Raw genomic sequence first — 20,297 nt, 5'->3', positions numbered from 1 at the left:
TGCAAAGTCGTGGATGCTGGTTTTAGAACAAACAGTTGTTGGTGGTTTGGGCCTGCAATTCGAGCCAATTAAAACAACGGGAAAATGGTATGATTGAACTGAATGATCTCGGTTGGAAAATTGGTTTCGAAATTGAATTGCTAGCACCTCGTGGGAAGTCGCGCCGCGATCTGGCTGACCAACTGGCCCAAAACTGCGGTGGCCGTGTGGAGCGTTGCCTCTATCCGCAATCCGAACCCAGTGCGGTGGAAGGAATGGCATCCTTCGACAATCTCATACTCGGTTTCGACGTCATTGGGCAAAACGGGAAACGGTTTGCCCGGTGTGTCGATGACCTGACTTTGCAAGCGGATCTCGACCGAAATCGTCCCGGAGAGGCAGGCTGGTATCGGCTGTTGAGCGACGACCGCCGTTTGTTGAATTTGATGCAACGCCACTGCGATCCATCAGCCAATCTGGCTGAGGTATTGAAGCCAGTCGCTGCCGTTTTTGGCACTGAAGTAGAAGCTTTGCCGGACGGCGTTTTCAGGGTTTGTGACACCAGCGGCCTTTCCATTGCACTCGGGTCCAGCTTGCCCGGGGAACGCGATCGCCCATGCGAATTGATAACAGAACCAATCGATATCGATCACCGAGACAATCTCGACAAGTTGCTGGCCCCGGCACGCGAACTTGAGTTCGGTGTTGCTAAGGAGTCAGCAGTTCATTTGCACTTCGATGCAACGCCCCTGCGAAACGGTCGAGCCTTGTCGCGACTGGCTCAGATCGTACGCATGCACCGGGTGTCATTTCGCCGATTGGTCGAGACCAACGAAAATAATGTACGATTGGGCACATGGCACAAGAGCGTTACAACAGGTCTGACCCAGTCGAAGGTTCCACATTTAGACTGGTCGCAATTGCAGGTAGAAGCGAGCGGTTGGAAACTATCCAAATACGTGGATTTCAACATTATGAACCTGCTGCTCGACGTCTCTGGTAAGAACACTGTCGAAGTGCGTATCCTGCCGGGATCAATCGACACCGAAGCCATCATATCACGTGCCGCTCTTTTCTCAGGCCTCATGCACTGGTGCGCTTACGATCATGCTGAGTCACCCAAGAAACTGCGCGAACTTATTGCCCAGTTTGAGCTATCACCAGCTATTCAGGCGCATTGGCAGACTAGATCGGCAGCGATGGGTGTCTGAAAACCTTTGGCGTGGCATTCACTGTACCAGCCTGAGTTTGCGTCTTCTGACGCCAACTATCTCCCCGTTCCAACTATAACACACGGCATATCCAGCGTTTGTATTCCGCCCGTTTCGAAACGTGGTCGGTAAAAGCGGAGTTTGGCCGGTTTGTCCGCACTACCGCCGTTGGACCAATGTGACCAACGCGAGTTTTTGGCGTCCGTTCTCCACAATTTAATCGGCAAATTTCAACGGCTGCTTTCGGCCAACCGATCCATTAGGATGTGGACATCTCTTCTCGTGCCTTACTGTTGTCGGACGCCGCCCATCTGTCTTTCCTGTATATATTCGTGATCGCGCAGCGCTTCGTCGCAATAGTGAGGCGACATTAATGCCTTACTCCCATTGCTGTCTGATCGACTGTCCAGCGCCATGCGGTGCGAATAATGGCTACTAAGGCGATCAACTGGATCCCCATAAAGAACACATTGTCGAGGTCGGGATTTAGATTGCCTGCGACGATCATCGCCATCGTCAGGAAGCCGGCCACAACGTTGATCCATCGGTTGGCTTGTCTAGGGAGCAACGACGCCAGCAAAGTCATGAGGATGGGTATTTCGATCATCACACCGCCCAAAAGCATGAGCGCTTCGGTGATCTCAACGCCGTCAAACGTGCCCGACATCATCTGTTCTAAGATGCCCGGACGACCCAGTTCGTGAATGTCGCGCGCGAAGAAGTTCAACACGACGAAGGTCCACAAACCCGTCAAAAGCGTGCGGGGGTTTTCAGTATGGGTCATTGTTTACAGCCTCTATTTGCACGGTAGCGGTGGCGTATGTGGCAGGATGTATGGGGGACCGTTCGGCCTTCCACAGTCCTGTCTTTGTCAGTCGCCGGATCAAGATTTGAGCGATTAGCAGGTTGAGCGCCCACGCGAACGTCATGATGCCATCGCGCATCGGTCCCATCGCCTCGGACCCGGTGACTGCAATCCACGTGATCCCCAGCACAGTCTGTGTCGACGCGCCCTGTCCGATGGCATAGGCGCGCAGCATCGCAGCGGAATGACCAACGATGTCGCGAGCTCGGATCGCCAGTACCGACCAGACGATTAGTGCAATCATCGACGATCCAAGCACGATCCTGACCCAGTAGAGGAGGTTCCCCTGAAGGCCCGCCGGAAACGTGTAGGCGTGGGTCATCCACAAGCCGGTCGCCGCTGACACGCATCCCGCAAAGGCGACAACGCGCCCGTTGATGCGATGCAATGCCGGGTTGTTACGTCTGACGTTTGGCAGGAACTGAAGCGCTCCCGCGATGCAGAACACGATACTGGTCAGGATATGGAGCGTGATTGGGATCGGCGAGCCCAAGGCGCGCGGGTTCGGCGGTGCAATGGCCGGACCGCCAGCAAGTTCGAGCACGCGTATCAGCCCACCAAGCGCGGGCACGAGCGAGTAGATTACGATGAACGCCAGCAACGCCCATTCAGATTTGCGCAGGACAATCATCGACGGTTCTCCCGCGGGCCGCGACCCCATCGTTTGGAGGCGAGTCGAGCGCACCTAGCGGTTTTTTCGCCCAGAAGGCCGTGCTGGCCCGGCCGGTCCCGAACCCCAGTTCGATCGGCCGAGCCTGTAGATCCGTCAGCCCGCTTTCACGGAGCCATGCGATGCCCTGCTGATTGCTCACCGTCCAAGTGCGCCAGCGAAGTTGCACGAAGGTGCCGAACACAGATCGTCGCGTCATGCAGGCGAACAGGACGCCACCGGGTTTGAGTACACGGACCATTTCTCGGAGCGCGAGATGAGGTTCAGACAGGTGCTCCAGAACGTGCGCCGCCATCACGACATCGAAGGTGAGATCGGGATAGGGGATCGCACGGACGTCAGCTTGATGGAGTTGGGGTACGATAGCCGCACGACGCAGTTCGGCATCTGCCACGGCAAGCATCGCACTGGATGTGTCGATGCCGTGGTGGTCGAATGGTTTTTGGGCGACCCTAGCGAGGGCAAGCGAAAGACTTCCACTTCCTATGCCGCAGTCAAGTACGTGTGCTGATGGCTTCCCAAGCACTTCCACCGCACCGCTTGAGATCAGCGGATCACTGTACGCTGTTTCAAGCCCAAGTCGCCGGGATGTCTGTGCCCAACTCTTAGACGCACCGTCATACATATCGGCGAGGTCACTTGCTGTACGCGTACGGCGACGCAAGGCGATCTCAAACGATCCGAAACCGCCGCTCGCGATAGGAATGCTCCCCTGCGAGCCTAGCGTTGATGGAGTTGACAGTATTCGGTTGGCTATGGTCATCGCGTAGGTCCATTCGGTTAAAACCACTGTGAAAGCTGTTCTGGACCGACCGGAAGCAATACGAAATTACGCAATTCTCTAGGTCTGGTATACGTAAATTATGGAGTGGCAACGATCTGCGTTTGACTGGAACCAGGCTCGTGCGTTTCTCGTAACGGCTGAAGAAGGGTCTCTGTCAGCTGCTGCCCGTGCGCTTCGCCTGACGCAACCAACCCTCAGTCGCCAAGTCGCAGGTCTAGAGGAAGCGCTTGGCGTGACCCTATTCGAACGCACGTCGCGGGCACTGCTTCTAACGCAGGCTGGCACGGAGTTGCTGGAACATTTCCGCGGCATGGGGGACGCTGCGAACCGCATCGCCTTGACGGCCACTGGTCAGTCTCAAGCCGTCACGGGGAAGGTCGTGATCGCCGCCACCAACGGCATGGCGACCTACGTGCTGCCACGGGTGCTGAAGGAGCTACGGACCAAGGCACCCGATCTCCAGATCGAGATCATTGCCTCGAACGAGACCAGCGATCTACGGCGGCGCGAGGCCGACATCGCGATCCGGCACAGGCGCCCTCAGGACGAGGCACTGTTTGCAAGACGGCTCCGCGACATGACAGGCCAGCTTTACGCGTCGACGCCGTATCTAGACGAAGTCGGTCGTCCGTCGACCGCTGAGGATCTCGCGAGGATGAACTTCGTCGGCTTCGACGCGCCCGAGCAGCGGCTTGGGCTCATGGCCTCGCGCGGGATCGAACTCACCACGGCGAACTTCAACTTCCTCACATCAAGCGTCACGCTTTCCGTCGCGCTTATCCGACAGGGCTTCGGGATCGGGATCCTGCCGGTCGAAATTGGCGAAGCCTACCCGGAACTGGAAAATCCGTTCCCTGCTTTCGAACCGATCGAAATCGAAACCTGGCTGGTTGCCCACCGAGAACTGAGAACGAACCCCCGGATCAGGCTCGTGTTCGATCTCATAGCTGAAGGCGTATGATGCACAGTATTTGAACCTGTCTGCTCCATTCACGATCAAACCATCGCCCTTCCCATTTAGTCGCGCTGTAGTTGGACCACAATGTGAGCCGACGCTTGGAATGATCAACAGGATACGGCCGTAATTGATGTCCGCTTCTCGATTTTGTGGAGCGGAATACAAACGTCCGGTTTCGGCCAGTCCACACTTTGCAAGAACCGAGGTGTCTACAAATGCTGGGTCTATCCATTCCAGCGACGATCGTTTGATTTCAACTCAATCACTACTCTCCCAGTCGACTTGCATATACAAATGCCCCCGATTTCGGGGGTTTCAAAATTCGCTGTTCCGTAATCGAGGTCTCTGATCTTGGGCTGCGATGTAATTTGGATGTGAACGATGCTAGACGAACTGAAAACTGCCATCGCGTCGATTAGCCCTGATCCTGCTGACCATACCGCATCGAGAGACCCCGCGCCGGATAACCCGATGGCGACGATCAACCGCTCGCTTCCATCCGTCGCGACCATCTCGGCATAGATATCGGCTACTTGTCGGAGTTTGTGGACGGACGATCCGTCTTCCGCGCGGTCGATGCACCTGGGCTGGAATATCTGGTGGCACCGGGCGGCTCCAACGCTCTGGAAGATGTCTACTGCCAACCCATCGTGGAGGGGCGACTGCCTAACATCATTCAAGATACGAGCGAAATCGAGCTCTGCCGTTCCATGCCCATCACGAAGGTCGCGCCCATCGGCTCGCATATGAGCCTTCCCATCCACCGTGCCGATGGCAGCGTCTACGGCATGTTCTGCTGCCTGTCGGCCAAGCCCAAGCCGGGCCTGAACCAGCGCGATTTCGATATGATGGGTCTGTTTGCGTAACTGGCAGCCGAGCAGGTTTTGCAGAATGAAAAGACCGGCGAGGCGGCACGCGCCAGCCGTGCGCGTATCAAGACCATGTTGGCAGATCGTGATTTTGATGTCGTCTATCAACCGCTTTGAGTCACTGTGCCGGTTCCACGGCGAGCCCCGCCGAACGCCGGACCTGTGGTTCGCTGAGGCCGCTGAGGTGGGGCTGGGCGTAGATCTCGAAATCGTGTTCATAGAGCGTGCATTGGAGGCGCTATCCACTTTACGAGAGGATATCCGCCTCTCCCTCAATGCTTAGCCCGAAACCGTTCTGAACGGCCGCCTGCCGACCGTATTGTCCGGCTGGCCGCCCGCCCGCGTATCCATCGAGATCACCGAGCATGCCCCCGTCGACGACTACGATGCGCTGCTGGCCGCCTTTGCACCGCTTCGCAAGATGGGTGTGCGTCTGTCGATCGACGATGCGGGGGTCGGCTATTCCAGCCTGCGCCAAATCGTCAAGCCGACGCCCGATGTCATCAAGCTGGACATGTCACTGACCCGAAACGTCGACAAAGACCCTGCGTTACGCTCTCTCGCGCGTGCGTTGATCGGCTTCGGTCGTGAGGTCGGTGCCATCATCATCGCCGAAGGCATCGAGACGACCGAAGAAATGGCCACGCTGCAAGAACTGCGTGTCTACGGCGGGCAGGGATACCATCTGGGTCGGCCCGGTCGCATCCTATCCGATTGTCTTATCAAACATGACTGTCGGCAGAGCGCCTAGGCTCAGGACTCATTGATCCACCATATGACGGTTGCTGCGATGCAGATTGCTGAGAAGAAGGTGTGGGCGCACCGGTCGTAGCGTGTGGCGATGCGACGCCAGTCCTTGAGGCGTCCGAACATGCGTTCGACGAGGTTTCGACGGCGATATGTGCGCTTGCAGTAGGTCGCTGGATTGTTGCGTCCCTTGCGCGGTGGGATGCAGGGCTCGATGCCGCGCGCCGTGATGGCTACACGTAACGCATCTCCGTCGTATCCCTTGTCACCGATGAGCGTTCTGGCGGACGCGGGAAGTGCCGGGAGAATGGTCGCGGCACCTTTGTAGTCGCTGACCTGGCCTTCGGTGAGCAGCATGATGATCGGTCGCCCGATCTGATCGCAGACTGCATGCAGCTTCGAGTTCAGGCCGCCTTTGGTTCGCCCGATACGTCGGGGAAGCACCCCCCTTTTAGAAGGCTGGCAGCCGTGCGGTGTGCTTTGAGATGTGTCGCGTCGATCATCACTTCGCTGGGATCGCCGCCTTGGGCTGCCAGGCCCGCAAAGATGCGGTCGAACAGCCTATACGGCTCCAGCGTACAAAGCGGTTGTAGAGCGTTTTGTGTGGGCCATAGGCAGTCGGTGCATCGCGCCAACGCAATCCGTTCCTGATGACGAAGACGATGCCCGAGACAACCTTGCGATCATCAACCCTCGGCACACCGTGCGACAATGGGAAGAACGGCTCGATCCGACGCATCTGCGCCAACGACAGCCAATACAAATCACTCATGACAGCACCTCCATGCCGACAATGAGTCAGAGAGCGCTCAAACCCGCAACCGATTTATGGGTCTTGAACATAGCAGTTGTGTAATTGCACTTCTGTCTATCGAAGATAGCACAGGCGCGAGGGTGGCAATGGCACGTTGGGCGCCAAAAATGCTATGGAATGGTCCGGTATCAAGAGCGCCAACAAGGTCGCGATACGGCTTTGAAAGCGGCTCTAACCCAGTAATCCCGTTACCTTGGATGATATCGACAATACCCGTCGGAACTGATGGGGCGGTAAGTCCGGTCATGGCGCCGATAGCAGCGCGCTGCTGGCTGAAAATGCTCTCTAACGTGTAACTCTGTCGCAATGATTTATGAAGCGAGCTCCCAGGAATGCGCGCCACATTCAATCCAGCAGCTATGTCACGTAGCCGATTGTTCGCTGAATGACCGAGCAAATCTTTACCGGCACTCAACCGCTTTGGCTTCTTCGGCAGTTTGCTCACAGTTCGTCACCCTAAATTTCCAGCTGAGATGCAGCTGGCATCATCCTCAACAAGCGTCTTCCCGCAAGCTGAATCGGAGCAGGCTCTTCATACGCGCTCCTACTCTCCCTCGGGCGCTCTTCACATGTGGTCCATGCGATTTAAGGCCTGCGCCGGCGACAATTCGATCCATGTCCGTAGTCAGAGTTTTGGGCCTCCGGGCCGCTTATCGGACCATGTCCACGCTTCCCGGGAAGCCCATTGATGGAATGAAATAGGTTTCCGTCTTTCAGCTACGTGCATTCTCTGAGAAATCTCGCAACTGCGATCTCCGAAGTGTCAGTGTGCTGAAGCGTCAAATAGAATTTTTCGACCGCCGATACTAGGCTTGGTGACTACGCGCCAAACTACAGTTCGTAGAGAGTCGAAGGTGGAACAGCATGCTCGTACATGACCTACGGCCGTGCGGGACAAAGAGTTGACAAAGCTGACCGGACGATTCTCGGCGTCAATAATTTCACCAATAGTTGCAGACTAGCGATCGATCTTGCGACTAGTTGACCTTAGCCGTTGATTTCAAACGAAAAAGGAATGGTGCACCCGGAGCGATTCGAACGCCCGACCCCCAGATTCGTAGTCTGGTGCTCTATCCAGCTGAGCTACGGGTGCAGCGGTTCAGAGTAAGCATGTAGCCTGTGCTGAACCAAGGGGTGAGTAACGCGCGCGGTAATGGATTGCAAGAGTGGTTTTGCACCCAAATGCGTTCCGTAGAAAGAACTTAATCCCGCGACATAAACCCTGAGATTGGAGACTTCAGGCGGCAATCATGCCGTCCAAAGATCTTGATGTTTCGATCAGGAAAGAACGACCACCTTCGCGCCGGTTGGCACTCGGTTGTACAGGTCGATGACATCCTGGTTCATCAGGCGGATGCAGCCGGAAGATGCTGCGGTGCCGATGGAATTCCACTTTGGTGTGCCATGCAGGCGGTAAAGCGTGTCTTTGCCGTCGGCGACCAGATACAGCGCACGAGCACCCAATGGGTTGGCAGGGCCGCCTTCCATGCCACCGCAATCGGCGCAATATTTAGCAAGTTCAGGCTGACGCTCGATCATTTCTACTGGCGGTGTCCATTTGGGCCAGACGCGTTTGAAGCCGATATGGGCCTCTCCGCTCCACTCGAAGCCCTGACGACCGACGCCGATGCCGTAGCGCATGGCGGTGTTACCGCGCTGAACGACATAGAGAAATTTCGCGTGGGGGTCGACCACGACTGTCCCCGGCTTGTGCGAGGAGCGGTATTTTACTTCCTGGCGATAGTAGCGTTTATCTATTTGATCGACGGGGATCGCGGCGAGTGCGAAGGAATTATCAGTGCGCGCGCGGTAGTCATCAATATTCTTTAGTGCAGGATCGCGGCTGCCAAAAAGGCTACCTGTCAGCGAGGCGACGCGTTTGTTGTCATCTTCGTCACGTTCGTAATCGCGCTTACCGAAAAGGCCAAGGCCGCGACGGCGTGGCTTCTCTTCGTCTGCTGAATCCAGTCTGGCTTTGGCGATACGTGCATCGTCAGCTTTGCGTTTGGCAGCAATATCGGCGCGACGCTTGGCGTCGACTTCAGCGCGGCGTGCGCGCTCAAGGCTGCGGTTGGCGCTGCGTTCGCTGCGCTCGGCCCGGCTTTCCGCCCATGAAAGACGACGCATGTCGCGTGTCAAAGTTTTCAGTTCTTTTTCGTTGCGGGCGAGACGCTTCTCCCAGCTGTCGCGGCGTTTCTTGGAAAGGTTCTTGCGTTTCAGGCGTTTCTCATCGCGGGCAACCGCCCGTTTCAAAATGCCTTCGCGACGTTCAGCTGCTTTTACATCCTTGCGGATCTTGCTCAGGTCCTTGGTGGCTTCGCTTTTCTTCGTGGTCGCTGCGGAAACCGATTGTGCGCCGTAAAGCGAGACCGAACGGCCGCTGGAGGTGCAACCGGCGGCAACGACCGTGGTCGCCAGCGCTAATGTGATAAGGGTGCGTCGCAAAGTGGTCTTGGTCGTGCGGGCCGGCATCATGGTCGAAGAATTCCCCAAAGACAGCGTGATCAATTGTGGTTATCGAACGCTGAGGCCGTGAAACTGCCGATTGATGGTCAGGCTTCACAAGTGCAGATTATACGTCGATCTCGTACCAGTGCGACAAACAGGCGTCTATTCACTATAAGTAAGCGAGGCCAAAAGCGCGGCATTTGCCAAAGCGCTGCGATAATTTTGCATCATTTTGTGCTGCCGCCACAGGGCACTCGTGCCATGTTGGGACGACGCGGTCCCGAATCGCTGATCCTGTTCCCATGGTCGCGCTGGCGTTCCAAGCGGCCCTGACGTTGCCACTGTGACGTTTGCCAACACGGAGTGATGCAACCATGCCTATCGTGTCTCTCGCCACATCCAGCCCGTTTGTAGATGGCCGCCAGTCGCAGCGTGCGCTGGAAGTTAGGGTCGGTGTTGAACGGTACTTTGAAGAACAGGGGCATGTGACGTTGCCGGAATTGACGCTGCCTGGCGGTCGACGCGCCGATATCGTGGCGCTGTGCCCGAAGGGAAGCATCACAATCGTCGAGATTAAATCGTCACTGGCTGATCTGCGGGCAGACAGTAAATGGCCGGACTATACGCAATGGTGTGATGCGCTGCTTTTCGCCACCTTGCCTGATGTGCCGCGAGAAGAGTTTCCGCAGGAAACGGGCTTGATGTTGGCGGATAGCTACGGTGCAGAAATTATCCGTCCCGCCAGTGAACACAAATTACCACCAGCACGTCGAAAGGCCGCCCACTTGGCTTTCGCCCGCACCAGCGCCCAGCGGCTAGCCCGTTGCTGCGCCCATGCAGGCGCTGAAAGCGCCAGCTTCGATTGAAGGCAGAGGCGAGCTTTCACTGAGTTTTCCATTTTCGATGCACGCCAAGGCGGCAACGCCCGCCCGGCGCTAGCTGCGCCGCCCTCGTGGAGCGCCCGCATGGCGGACTGCGTGAGCGCAGAATAAACCTGGCTACGCTCTTGATCCTAGCGAGGCGCGCGTTTGGCGAGAATGCGCTGCAGCGTGCGGCGGTGCATGTTCAGGCGGCGCGCTGTCTCTGAAACGTTGCGGTCGCACAGTTCATAGACGCGTTGAATGTGCTCCCAACGCACGCGGTCGGCGGACATCGGGTTTTCCGGCGGGTCGGCCTTGTCGGTCGGGTCCTGCATCAATGCAGCGTAAACATCATCGGCATCGGCAGGCTTTGCCAGATAGTCGATGGCGCCCAGTTTAACAGCGGTCACGGCAGTGGCGATGTTGCCGTAGCCGGTCAGCACTACGACGCGCGTATCTGTTCCTGAATTCTGCAGGGCTTCGACCACGTCGAGCCCGTTGCCATCACCTAGCCGCATATCTACGACAGCAAAATCCGGCGCTTCTTTCTTAACGTTGGCAATACCCTCGGCAACCGTATCGGCCATCGTCACGATGAAGTTGCGGCTTTCCATGGCGCGGCCAAGGCGCTGCAGAAAAGGGCGGTCATCATCAACGAGTAGCAACGTTGGTTGCACATTTTCCATGTCATGGTCGGCATCAGAGCTGCTGGCCAAAGTTGTATCGATGGAAGTCATGATCGGTCATCCCTTGTTCTTCGTTCGAAAGGAAAACGGATAAGAGAGCCTTTTGCTCCCTCTCCAAACCTGCCGATGTTGTCGCATCTAAGTGCGCGTTTCTAAATGTATCTACGGTGTCCGACGCATAATGGGAAAGGCGGGCTGTGTGCTAAGTGGTCGCATGACGTCTATGTGCCTACGGCAGCCTATGCGATGTGTGCTGTTAGTTGAGGGCGAATGAAGCCCTGAGCGGCCTGTGCACCATCACTTTGATCACCTGCTGCTTGAGAAAACCTCGGCCACTGCACCGTAACGACAGCACCTGCCAGATGCTCGTCATCGTCTTTGGTACCGTTTGAAAATGTCACTTTGGCTCCGCTGCGTTCCAGGAGTGTTTTGGAAATGAACAGGCCCAGCCCCATGCCGCGCTGGGGTGCGTTCTTGCCTTTCTTTCTGCCACTGACGAAGGGCTCGCCGAGTTGCGACAGCAGTGCTGGCGGATAGCCTTCGCCATCATCGCTGATGGTCACCTGTGCGGTCGTCTCATCCCACAAAACGCAAACCCGAACTTCCCGTTTGGCAAAATCGACAGCGTTATCGAGCAGATTGCCAAGGCCATAGTGAACGCCGGGTGCGCGCGTGACATGAGGTTCGCTGGACGCATCGCCGTGATGATGGATCGTAATGGATTTTTCAAAGCTGCGAAGCGGCTGTACCTCTTCTTCCACCAAGGCTGATAGGCTTTGTTCTTCGATAATCGTCTCGCCTTCGCTGGAAAGCGACGTCAGTTTGCCGAGAATTTCACGACACCGTTCGGCCTGAGAACGCAGCAAAACGGCGTCCTCCCGCATATGGTCATCTTCCGGCAGCGCATGCAGCATTTCTTTTGATACAAGCGCGATGGTAGCCAGTGGCGTGCCAAGTTCATGGGCAGCAGCAGCTGCCAATCCGTCCAGCGCGGAGAGATGCTGCTCGCGTTGCAAAACAAGTTCGGTCGCGGTTAGCGCATTGCCCAATTTCCGCGCTTCTTCCGCCACCCGAAACACATAAATCGCGGTGAACAACAGCGTACAAACCAACGCGCCCCAAACGCCGCCGACATATAGGTCAGGCAGGATCAGCGGGTTCGACGGGTCCCAAGGCAAGGGCAGGTGGAAGAACGCCAGCAGACTGATGACCACAATTGCCAAAAGCCCAAGCCCCATCGTGTGGCTTTTGTAGAGGGACGTGGCCGATACGATGACGGGCGCCAGCAGCAGGATCGCAAACGGATTGCGCAACCCGCCCGTCAGCCACAGCAGAACACCCAGTTGCGCGATATCGAAAGCCAGTAGCGTGAAGGCGTCGTTAGGCTCCAGCCGGTGGCTGGTTTTGAAACGCCACGTCAGCAGTATGTTCAGCCCGGCGGACGCTGCGATCAGCAGCAGGCAGATCGACCACGGTATTTCGTAACCAAAGCCCATGGCGATCACGACAACCGCACCGGCCTGACCCGAGATGGCGTACCACCGCAGGCGGATAAGCGTGTCGACGCGTATCAAGCTGCGTTGAACGATGGACGGCTTCAGGCGGCCGTTCGGCTGGATAATCTGGTCGGGCATTTCGAGACATTAGGCGGTTTGGCAAGGAGAGGAAATGCGGCACTTGCTCAATCAGCGGTCAGGCTTCATTTGCGCGGTTTTACCCGCCGCGTCGGTGGTTCTGAAAGCGGGTCTTCAGGCCATGGATGTTTCGGGTAGCGCCCGCGCAAATCCGCCCGTACATCGCGCCACGACCCGCGCCAGAAGCCGGGCAGATCGCGGGTCAGTTGGATGGGTCGACCGGCGGGCGAGAGCAACTCGAGATCAATGGGTAGAGCGCCACCCAAAACTGCAGGATGCTGGTCTAGCCCGAAAAGCTCCTGCGGTCGTATGCCGAGCGATACGCCGGTTGGCCCGTAGACAAGCGCAACGCGCGAGCCGGACGGCGCATCGAAATGTGTCGGTACCAATCGGTCGAGTTCTTGCGTGGAGGGGTGACCCGCCCGCATCATCAGCGCATCGGTCAATCGACCGGTGGCCAATGCGGTGAGGCTGGTTTCGCCATCGAGAAAGGGCGCAAGCCAATTGTCCAATGCTTCGAGCAAAGCGTCATCACCCATCGCAGGCCAACGGTCGGGCTGGTGTTGCGCCAACAGGGCAAGGCGGTGGCGCAGGGTGCGGTCGCTATCGCGCCATGGTAGTTGTTCCAAGCCATTGTCACGCACTGCCTGCAACATAGCGGGCAAGGCGTCGGCGGATCGCACCGCCACCGGCTTTGGTTTGTCCAAAACCAGCGACCCCAATCGCGTGGCACGGGTAGCCTTCAGCGACCCGGTTGCCGCGTCGAAAGTGGTCTCTGTCGTTTCTTCTATAAGGGCTGAAAAGGTGTCGGTAATCTCAGCCTTTGATAATTCCGCAGCCGAGACGATACGTGCTGATCCCGCAGCGCCGACCATGTCCACCACGACCAGCCATTCTTCTCCGGCGAGCTGGTCTGTTCCCGCAAGTTGCGCCGCTCGTCCATTGGCAAGTTTGAAGCGCACCGCATCGGAGTTCGGCACCGGTCCGCTGCGTCTGGCAATGCGGTCGCGGTAGGCGTGGGCGAGCAGCAGTCCATCGGACTGCACCTCATCCGATGATCCGGCTTGCAGCCCCGTCACCATCCGCTGCGCCTGCTTCACCAGCTGCCCACCGGCTTTCTGCGTCCGAATGCTGATGTCCACAGCCCGTCCGCCCGCGCCGTGGTCCTGCACCAACAGTGCCAAGAGCGCGGCCCGTTGCGCGTTCGCTTTGCCCAGCTTTGCTGCCGTCACCACCATATGCGCCAGCCGTGGGTCCAGCGGCAGCGCGCCCACCTCGCGACCGTGGGGTGTCAGCGTGCCATCATCGCGCAGGGCTTCCAGCCCGACCAACAACGTCCTTGCTTCGGCAATCGCAGGCGCTGGCGGCACGTCCAGCCATTGCAATTGGGTTGGGTCGGTCACCCCCCATTCGGCCAGGTCGAGCAGCAGCGCGGAAAGGTCTGCATTGGTGATTTCCGGCGGCGTATGGGCGGGCAAAGCCTTGGTCTGCTGTTCGCGCCAAAGCCGCACCGCGCGCCCGGGCCGTAACCGACCCGCCCGACCGGCCCGTTGGGTGATGGAAGCGAGCGATGCCCGTACAGTCTGCAATCGGGTGAGGCCGGTGGATGGTTCGAACACAGGCAACCGCGCCAACCCGCTGTCGATCACAGTGTCGACGCCATCTATAGTGAGCGATGTTTCGGCAATGGCGGACGACAGAATTATCTTTCGACGGGCCTGCGTGTCAGGTGCAAGCGCGGCCTGTTGGGCAGCGTGGGGGATGGCTCCATAAAGCCGATGCAGTGCTACATTTTCGAGCCCTGCCAACCGCTCGTAACAACGCTCGATTTCCCGCTGGCCGGGAAGAAACACCAGCACATCACCACCATCATTTCGCGCAAGCTCAGCACGGCAGGCATCCAGCATCGCATCTTCCAACAGTTCGTTTGTTGGCCCTTCGCGATGGGAAATTTCGACAGGAAACGCGCGCCCTTCACTTTCCACCACCGGCGCGTTCAACAGCTCGGCAACAGCGGCCCCGTCCAGCGTTGCGGACATAGCCAACAGCCGCAAATCATCGCGAAGACCCGTTTGCAAATCGAGACAAAGCGCCATCGCCAGATCGCCATCGAGACTGCGCTCGTGGAATTCATCGAACAAAACGGCAGCAACATTTTCCAGCATCGGATCTGACCGCATCATGCGCGCAAACACGCCGCCGGTGACGACTTCGATCACTGTGTCTTTGGACGCCTTCGTGTCGAAACGCACCCGATACCCTACGCGACCGCCAACGCTTTCATCCAACAGCTGCGCCATGCGATTGGCCGCAGCGCGGGCCGCCAAACGGCGCGGTTCCAGCATGATGATTTTGCGACCCTGCCGCCAATCGGCATCCAGCAAAGCCAGCGGCACCAACGTCGTTTTACCCGCCCCCGGCGGCGCGACCAGCACGGCGTTGGGCCCGTTTTGAAGGCGAGCAAGCAGATCGGGAATGACGTCGGAAACGGGCAGGCGGGGCAGCGTCACGATCTATCCGTTCGCGGCGAGGTCGATGATTTCGCCACCCGTGGCGTTCATTGCTGCATGGGCGTCTTCTGCGTCGTGGGTTACCATAACGACGGGCAGGTTCAGCCGTTGCGCTTCGCCGAAAACGAAGCCCCTCACGTTGGCGCGGCGTTCCGTATCCAGTTTGGAAAACGGCTCGTCCAACAGCAGGCAACGTGGTTGCGCCAGCAACACGCGCATCAACGCCACTCGCGCTTTTTGTCCGCCTGATAGCGTTGCGGGGTCGCGGGAGCTGAAGCCGTCGAGGCCAGCCTGCGCCAATGCTTCTTCGGCTTTTGCGGCTCTTTCCTTGATCGCGCGGGGCATTGCGAACAGCAGATTTTCTGCAACAGACATATGGGGGAACAGCAGTGGGTCTTGAAACAAAATACCTGTCCGGCGCGCGTGCGATGGCAGTTGCGTCAGGTCTTCGCCGTCCATTCTCACCGCGCCGCTGGCGGTAAAGGCATTATCGAGAAAGCCACCAATATAAGCCAGCAGTGAAGATTTTCCGACGCCGGACGGCCCCATTATCGTTAGCGTCTCACCGGGTTGCACGACGGTATCGACAGCCAATAATTGCCGTTCACCCAAGGCGATGGTGACGTGATCAAGATGAAGCGTACTCATGCGGCAACGCCCATATCACGCCGGTTGCGGAATAACAGCGCGGGTATTGCTGCCGCCAGCGCGAAGCCTACGAACGGCAGCACCATCTGCATGAAAGCCATCACACCGATCACCCGCCGGTTGCCACCGGATGCCAGCGCCACAGCTTCCGTCGTGACCGTGGGCCAACGCCCCGCGCCGATGAGAAGTGTCGGTAGATATTGTCCGATGGAGACCGCCAATCCAACTGCGGCGGCCACCAGCACAGGCTTCAACAACATGGGAAACCGCACCCGCCAGAATGTGCGGACAGGCGATTGGCCGAGCCCTGCAGCCACCCAAACGAAGCGTTTGTCGAAAGCCCGCCACGGGTCTGAAAGCGCGAGAAACACATAGGGCAATACGAAGATGAGGTGGACGAAAACCAGCGCAGGAAAACTGGCATCCCACCCTAAACCGAGAAAGAAAAGTTGTAGCCCGAAGACGAACGCCACCTGCGGAATGAGCAGTGGAATATAGATGAACAGCAGCGCGCGGTTGCCGCCGGTGCGCCCCGTTCGTGCTTCCCTTTCTAGACAAGCCAAAGTCAGCACCACCGCGATAGCCGTGGCGATGAGACCGGTGGCTAATGTGGTTCCAAGCGGTCCTGCAAGCTGTGGCAGTGTGCGTTCCCACGTTCGCAGATTGAAGCTACCGGGCAATGCGTCTGGAAAGGACCAGAAGCCTGCGACTGACCACAGAGCGAGCAGCGCAAGGCCTGCAAAAACCGTAAGCGCTGCCATTCCTGTCAGTGCCGCGCCAGCGGTACGTAAAGCCGCATCACGCACGAAACGATGCCCAGAATTTCGAAGCATTTTCACTACTGCGGCAGCGATTTTTTCGCCCACGACCCATGTCAGAATTGCCGCCACCGTCACCCCAAGCTGCAACACCGCGCCCGCGCACGCCGCAAAGCGCATGGCGATGTCGGGGTCGGACATCCACTGGGTCAGTTTCACTGCCAACGTAGGTGGCGTGGCGGGGCCGAGCACGAGTGCTACATCCACCGTGGAAGTCGCAAATGCGATGACCGCAAAAACCGCCAGTCGGATTTGCCGGTAAACCAACGGCCATGTGGTGAAGGTGAACCCGGCGATGCGTCCGTAGCCCATGGAATTCGCCACCCGCGCCGCTTGTGCGGCTGGCGTCTGGGGCAGGGCGGCCAACGTCACCAGCAGCAGGAACGGAATTTCCTTCATCACCAGACCGGCGATGAGCGCGATGCCGTTCGGGTCCTGCAACAGCAACCAGTCCGGCGGGCGGTCGAAGCCGGTAGCCCATGGCGACAGCAACCGCAGCAACATGCCCGATGGCGCGATAAGAAAGACCAGCCCGAAGGCGGCGGCAGCGTGGGGCACAGAAAGCAGCGGTGAAATAAGATGCTGCATTCGCGCAAACATCGCCGTGCCGTTCCACCCCGCCACGAATAACCACACGATCACGAAGGCGATCAGCGTGGTTGCGAGACCGGTGAAGTAAGACAGCCAAAGCGACCGCTCCATGCCACCGACATGCAGCACCTCATGGAAATGCGAGGTGGTGAAATGGTCGCCACCCAACGCCGGCAGATAGCCGAAGGCTGGCAGCAGTGTTGCGATCAACCCGCAGGCGACCGGCCCCAGCAGCACGACGAGCGCAAGGGCAGGGGCTAGGCGCAGCAATGCAGCGCCCTAGTTATTGCCCGTCGCGTAGCGTTTGGCCCATTCTTTTTCGATGGCCGCCATCCAGCTTGGGTGCGGTTCTGGCAGCATAGGGCCGAGTTCTTCCGGCTTCAGCGTTGCGATGCCGAGATCGAGCGCGGCGAACTTCGCTTTGTCGTCTGCGGCCAGCTTGTCGACATTCAACACGGTTGGGTCGCCCCAGATGGTCGGATCCTGTTTGCGGGCCTGCGCTTCCGGCGACAGCAGGAAGTTTGCCAGCACGAGCGCACCAGCCTTGGCGTTAGCGTTGAAGGGTATCGCCACGAAATGCGTATTGCCCAGTGTGCCGCCGGAGAAGGTGAAGGAACGGATCGTGTCCGGCAGTCGGTCCTGCGCGATGGCAGATGAGGCTTCTGCCGGATTGAAGGCAAAGATGATGTCGAGTTCGCCATCGGCCAAACCCTGCACCATGGCGGGGTAGTTCTTCACGAAGGCACGGCCCGAGCGCCACAGGTTCGGGTGCAGGCCATCGAGATAGTTGAACAGTGGCGCGGTGACGTCTTCGAACTCGGCGTCGACCACCGGTTGCTGCAATACATCAGGATCACCCACCAGTTCGGACAGCGCCTGTTTCAGGAAAGAGGAGCCGATGAAATCCGGTGGGGCAGGATAGGAGAAACGGCCCGGATTCTTCATCGCCCAACCGGCGAGGCCGCGAATGCTGTCCGGCAGATCGCCGATCTTTTCACGCGCCGTGTCGTGGAAGAACACCATCTTCGCGCCGCCCCACGGAGATTCCAGCCCATCGGTAGGGATGGTGAAATCGACTGTGATCGTGGGTTTGTTCTCCACATCAACCAGCGCCCAATTCGGCAATTTGGTTGCCCAACCATCGCCATCGGGCGTGGTGTAGAGCAGGGCTTTGTCTTTCATGGACGCGAAGTTTTCGCCGTTGATCCAGATCAGATCGACGCGACCGCCTTCGGTTTTTCCGGCTGTCTTTTCCGCAATCACGGTGGCGACTGCGGAGGCCGTGTCGTCCAGCTTCACATGCTCGACATTCACGCCGTAACGGGCCTGCAATTCGCTGCCTGCCCAAGTGATGTAATCGTTGATGTTCTGCGATCCGCCCCAAGCGTTGAAATAGACCGTCTGGCCTTTGGCTTGCGCCAGCACCTCATCCCATTTCGCAGGGTTCGGGTCGGCAGCAAACGCGGTCGTTGCTGCGAGAGTCATGGCGCTTGCGAATAAAGCTGCGAGGGTCTGTTTCATAGATCGTCCTTTGATGAACGCAGATGATCTGCGCCGTTTCATTCGCGTGTAGGCCAAGCGGTGCGTGCCGCGCAATCGCGCTCCCTACAATTTCCCGTTAGCGTGTAGGTTTAGACAAGGTACGCTGCACGGCATCGCCCCAAGCGGCGAGGCGCGATTGGCGGGTGGTGTCTTCTATTTGCGGTGTGAACCGGCGCTCGCGGTTCCACGTTTTGGCGAATGCATCGTGGTCGCCCCACACACCTGCCCGCGAACCGGCAAGCCATGCGGCACCCAGCGCGGTGGTTTCCAGCACGGTGGGGCGGTCCACGGGGGCGTCCAGAATGTCGGCGAGATATTGCATCGTCCAATCGGAGGCCACCATGCCGCCATCGACCCGCAACACGGTGTCGTCTGAGGAATTGCCCCAGTCGTCGTGCATCGCGGAAAGCAAATCGCAGGTCTGGTAGCAGACGGCTTCCAGCGCCGCGCGGGCGATCTCGTTGGGGCCGGTGGCCCGTGTCATGCCGTAGATCGCGCCCCGCGCTTCCGCATCCCACCAAGGCGCGCCAAGGCCGGTGAAGGCGGGCACCATGATGACGTGGTGGTTCTCATCGGCGGCCTCCGCCATGGCTCCTGTTTTGGAAGCTTCGTCGATGACCTTCAGCCCGTCCCGCAGCCATTGCACGGTGGCGCCCGCCATGAAGATAGAACCCTCTAGCGCGTAAGTCGTCTCGCCATTCAAGCGGTAGGCGATGGTGGTGAGCATCCGGTTTTTCGACGCCACCTTATCAGCGCCGGTGTTCAGCAGCGCGAAGCAGCCGGTGCCATAGGTGGATTTGAACATGCCCGGCTCGAAACAGGCATTGCCGATGGTGGCCGCCTGCTGGTCGCCAGCCACACCTAGGATGGGCAGTTCGGCACCCAGCCACTCGGCGTCCGCTGTGCCGAAATCAGCGGCGCAATCGAGAACTTCCGGCAACATGCCGACGGGAACATCCAGCTTGTCGAGCAGCCAATCGTCCCAACGGTTCTCGCCGATATTGTACATCAATGTGCGGGCAGCGTTCGTGGCGTCGGTGACGTGGCGTTTGCCTTTGGTCAGCCGCCATATGAGGAAACTGTCCATCGTGCCGAACACCAGATCGCCAGCTTTGGCTTTTTCACGCGCACCATCGACGTTCTCCAGCAACCAGCGCAGCTTTGTGCCGGAAAAATATGGGTCGATCAGCAGGCCTGAACGCTCGGTGAATTCCGCTTCCAACCCTTGTTCCTTCAACTCACCGCAGAAGGCTGCCGTGCGCCGGTCTTGCCACACGATGGCGTTGTGGATGGGTTTGCCGGTTTTGCGATCCCACACCAGCGTCGTTTCGCGCTGGTTGGTGATGCCGATGGCTGCGATGTCGGTGGCCTGCATCGAAGCTTTTTCCAGCACTTCGCGGCAGACTGTTACGACACTGTCCCAGATTTCTTCCGCATCGTGTTCCACCCAACCATCGGCTGGAAAATGCTGCGTGAATTCGCGCTGGGCGACGGCAATGATCTTTTGGCCGCCTCCGAAGATAATGGCGCGGGACGATGTGGTGCCTTGGTCGATGGCAAGAATGTTCTGGCTGGCCAAATGTCTATCCCGTGTCGTGTTGGTCGAAGTGGCGCAAACCATAGGCAAAACGTTTCGCTTCGCCTAGACAGTGGTGGGCAATGC

18 protein-coding genes, 1 tRNA gene and 1 pseudogene are annotated in these 20,297 nt (G+C 58.4%); 6 read left to right on the top strand and 14 right to left on the bottom strand.

Features of this window, described 5'->3' with window-relative positions:
• Positions 1–41: 41 nt before the first annotated feature.
• On the top strand, positions 42–1,190 hold the full coding sequence (locus tag R2A130_RS06230; protein ID WP_247869254.1) for an amidoligase family protein: 1,149 nt from the start codon (positions 42–44) through the stop codon (positions 1,188–1,190).
• Positions 1,191–1,560: 370 nt separating this feature from the next.
• Here the strand turns inward: R2A130_RS06230 and R2A130_RS06225 are convergent, their stop codons facing one another.
• Genes R2A130_RS06225 through R2A130_RS18015 form a run of 3 tightly spaced genes read right to left on the bottom strand, consistent with a single transcriptional unit; the run spans position 1,561 to position 3,488 of the window.
• Positions 1,561–1,974 carry a DUF6326 family protein gene (locus R2A130_RS06225; protein ID WP_009464127.1) on the bottom strand — a complete coding sequence of 138 codons (414 nt, stop codon included), beginning with the start codon at positions 1,972–1,974 and terminating at the stop codon, positions 1,561–1,563.
• Complete coding sequence (locus R2A130_RS06220; protein WP_009464126.1) at positions 1,961–2,686, bottom strand: DUF2306 domain-containing protein; 726 nt, start codon at positions 2,684–2,686, stop codon at positions 1,961–1,963. Before R2A130_RS06220 ends, R2A130_RS06225 begins: the two co-directional genes overlap by 14 nt.
• Positions 2,664–3,488 carry a class I SAM-dependent methyltransferase gene (locus R2A130_RS18015; RefSeq protein WP_156798417.1) on the bottom strand — a complete coding sequence of 275 codons (825 nt, stop codon included), beginning with the start codon at positions 3,486–3,488 and terminating at the stop codon, positions 2,664–2,666. Before R2A130_RS18015 ends, R2A130_RS06220 begins: the two co-directional genes overlap by 23 nt.
• A gap of 100 nt (positions 3,489–3,588) precedes the next feature.
• Here R2A130_RS18015 and R2A130_RS06210 point away from each other — a divergent pair, with 100 nt between their 5' ends.
• From R2A130_RS06210 to R2A130_RS17480, 4 genes are all read left to right on the top strand, one after another.
• Positions 3,589–4,470 carry a LysR family transcriptional regulator gene (locus R2A130_RS06210; RefSeq protein WP_009464122.1) on the top strand — a complete coding sequence of 294 codons (882 nt, stop codon included), beginning with the start codon at positions 3,589–3,591 and terminating at the stop codon, positions 4,468–4,470.
• Positions 4,471–4,848: 378 nt separating this feature from the next.
• Positions 4,849–4,989 carry a hypothetical protein gene (locus R2A130_RS18405; protein WP_009464120.1) on the top strand — a complete coding sequence of 47 codons (141 nt, stop codon included), beginning with the start codon at positions 4,849–4,851 and terminating at the stop codon, positions 4,987–4,989.
• An 11-nt stretch (positions 4,990–5,000) separates the two neighbouring features.
• The gene (locus tag R2A130_RS18400; protein ID WP_156798416.1) at positions 5,001–5,333 is read left to right on the top strand and encodes a hypothetical protein; all 333 of its coding nucleotides are present in this window, start codon (positions 5,001–5,003) and stop codon (positions 5,331–5,333) included.
• A gap of 322 nt (positions 5,334–5,655) precedes the next feature.
• A complete protein-coding gene (locus R2A130_RS17480) occupies positions 5,656–6,087 on the top strand; it encodes an EAL domain-containing protein (RefSeq protein WP_009464114.1) in 432 nt (143 codons plus the stop codon).
• A gap of 2 nt (positions 6,088–6,089) precedes the next feature.
• On the opposite strand, the pseudogene R2A130_RS18010 reads toward R2A130_RS17480, so the two are convergent.
• The 4 genes and pseudogenes from R2A130_RS18010 to R2A130_RS18945 all read right to left on the bottom strand — a co-directional run bounded on the left by R2A130_RS18010 (position 6,090) and on the right by R2A130_RS18945 (position 8,865).
• Positions 6,090–6,855: pseudogene (locus R2A130_RS18010) on the bottom strand (IS5 family transposase).
• A gap of 37 nt (positions 6,856–6,892) precedes the next feature.
• Positions 6,893–7,342, bottom strand: coding sequence for a hypothetical protein (locus R2A130_RS18395; protein WP_156798415.1), 450 nt, complete (start codon positions 7,340–7,342; stop codon positions 6,893–6,895).
• Positions 7,343–7,913: 571 nt separating this feature from the next.
• Positions 7,914–7,990, bottom strand: a tRNA-Arg gene (locus R2A130_RS06185).
• Positions 7,991–8,175: 185 nt separating this feature from the next.
• Positions 8,176–8,865 (bottom strand): L,D-transpeptidase, encoded by a 690-nt coding sequence (locus R2A130_RS18945; protein WP_371179386.1) that lies wholly within the window; start codon positions 8,863–8,865, stop codon positions 8,176–8,178.
• Between the two features lie 854 nt (positions 8,866–9,719).
• On the opposite strand from R2A130_RS18945, the gene R2A130_RS06175 reads away from it, so the two are divergent.
• Positions 9,720–10,211: an MmcB family DNA repair protein gene (locus R2A130_RS06175; RefSeq protein WP_009464106.1), complete on the top strand. Its 492-nt coding sequence runs from the start codon at positions 9,720–9,722 to the stop codon at positions 10,209–10,211.
• Between the two features lie 146 nt (positions 10,212–10,357).
• Here R2A130_RS06175 and R2A130_RS06170 read toward each other — a convergent pair whose 3' ends face one another.
• The 7 genes from R2A130_RS06170 to glpK all read right to left on the bottom strand — a co-directional run bounded on the left by R2A130_RS06170 (position 10,358) and on the right by glpK (position 20,255).
• Positions 10,358–10,891 carry an ActR/PrrA/RegA family redox response regulator transcription factor gene (locus R2A130_RS06170; protein WP_040305243.1) on the bottom strand — a complete coding sequence of 178 codons (534 nt, stop codon included), beginning with the start codon at positions 10,889–10,891 and terminating at the stop codon, positions 10,358–10,360.
• Between the two features lie 239 nt (positions 10,892–11,130).
• Positions 11,131–12,525 (bottom strand): ActS/PrrB/RegB family redox-sensitive histidine kinase, encoded by a 1,395-nt coding sequence (locus R2A130_RS06165; RefSeq protein WP_009464103.1) that lies wholly within the window; start codon positions 12,523–12,525, stop codon positions 11,131–11,133.
• A gap of 65 nt (positions 12,526–12,590) precedes the next feature.
• Positions 12,591–15,035: an ATP-dependent helicase HrpB gene (gene hrpB, locus R2A130_RS06160; protein ID WP_009464101.1), complete on the bottom strand. Its 2,445-nt coding sequence runs from the start codon at positions 15,033–15,035 to the stop codon at positions 12,591–12,593.
• 3 nt (positions 15,036–15,038) lie between these two features.
• Positions 15,039–15,683: an ATP-binding cassette domain-containing protein gene (locus tag R2A130_RS06155; protein WP_009464099.1), complete on the bottom strand. Its 645-nt coding sequence runs from the start codon at positions 15,681–15,683 to the stop codon at positions 15,039–15,041.
• Positions 15,680–17,362, bottom strand: coding sequence for an ABC transporter permease (locus R2A130_RS06150; RefSeq protein ID WP_009464097.1), 1,683 nt, complete (start codon positions 17,360–17,362; stop codon positions 15,680–15,682). The genes R2A130_RS06155 and R2A130_RS06150 overlap by 4 nt, the downstream gene beginning before the upstream one ends.
• A gap of 9 nt (positions 17,363–17,371) precedes the next feature.
• On the bottom strand, positions 17,372–18,613 hold the full coding sequence (locus R2A130_RS06145) for an ABC transporter substrate-binding protein (RefSeq protein ID WP_009464096.1): 1,242 nt from the start codon (positions 18,611–18,613) through the stop codon (positions 17,372–17,374).
• Positions 18,614–18,710: 97 nt separating this feature from the next.
• Complete coding sequence (glpK, locus tag R2A130_RS06140) at positions 18,711–20,255, bottom strand: glycerol kinase GlpK (RefSeq protein WP_050786072.1); 1,545 nt, start codon at positions 20,253–20,255, stop codon at positions 18,711–18,713.
• Between the last annotated feature and the right edge of the window lie 42 nt (positions 20,256–20,297).

Source organism: Ahrensia sp. R2A130 (assembly GCF_000179775.1).
Classification (GTDB): Bacteria; Pseudomonadota; Alphaproteobacteria; order Rhizobiales; family Rhizobiaceae; genus Pseudahrensia.
This window is presented reverse-complemented; position numbering and strand designations above follow the sequence as displayed.

Excerpts from the sequence above, each read along its gene's own strand:
- R2A130_RS06220 (WP_009464126.1), bottom strand. The coding sequence starts at position 2,686 with ATGATTGTCCTGCGCAAATCTGAATGGGCGTTGCTGGCGTTCATCGTA.
- R2A130_RS06165 (WP_009464103.1), bottom strand. The coding sequence starts at position 12,525 with ATGCCCGACCAGATTATCCAGCCGAACGGCCGCCTGAAGCCGTCCATC.
- R2A130_RS06170 (WP_040305243.1), bottom strand. The coding sequence starts at position 10,891 with ATGGAAAATGTGCAACCAACGTTGCTACTCGTTGATGATGACCGCCCT.
- R2A130_RS06210 (WP_009464122.1), top strand. The coding sequence starts at position 3,589 with ATGGAGTGGCAACGATCTGCGTTTGACTGGAACCAGGCTCGTGCGTTT.
- R2A130_RS06225 (WP_009464127.1), bottom strand. The coding sequence starts at position 1,974 with ATGACCCATACTGAAAACCCCCGCACGCTTTTGACGGGTTTGTGGACC.
- R2A130_RS06175 (WP_009464106.1), top strand. The coding sequence starts at position 9,720 with ATGCCTATCGTGTCTCTCGCCACATCCAGCCCGTTTGTAGATGGCCGC.
- R2A130_RS18015 (WP_156798417.1), bottom strand. The coding sequence starts at position 3,488 with ATGACCATAGCCAACCGAATACTGTCAACTCCATCAACGCTAGGCTCG.
- R2A130_RS06145 (WP_009464096.1), bottom strand. The coding sequence starts at position 18,613 with ATGAAACAGACCCTCGCAGCTTTATTCGCAAGCGCCATGACTCTCGCA.
- R2A130_RS06155 (WP_009464099.1), bottom strand. The coding sequence starts at position 15,683 with ATGAGTACGCTTCATCTTGATCACGTCACCATCGCCTTGGGTGAACGG.
- R2A130_RS18405 (WP_009464120.1), top strand. The coding sequence starts at position 4,849 with ATGCTAGACGAACTGAAAACTGCCATCGCGTCGATTAGCCCTGATCCT.
- glpK (WP_050786072.1), bottom strand. The coding sequence starts at position 20,255 with ATGGTTTGCGCCACTTCGACCAACACGACACGGGATAGACATTTGGCC.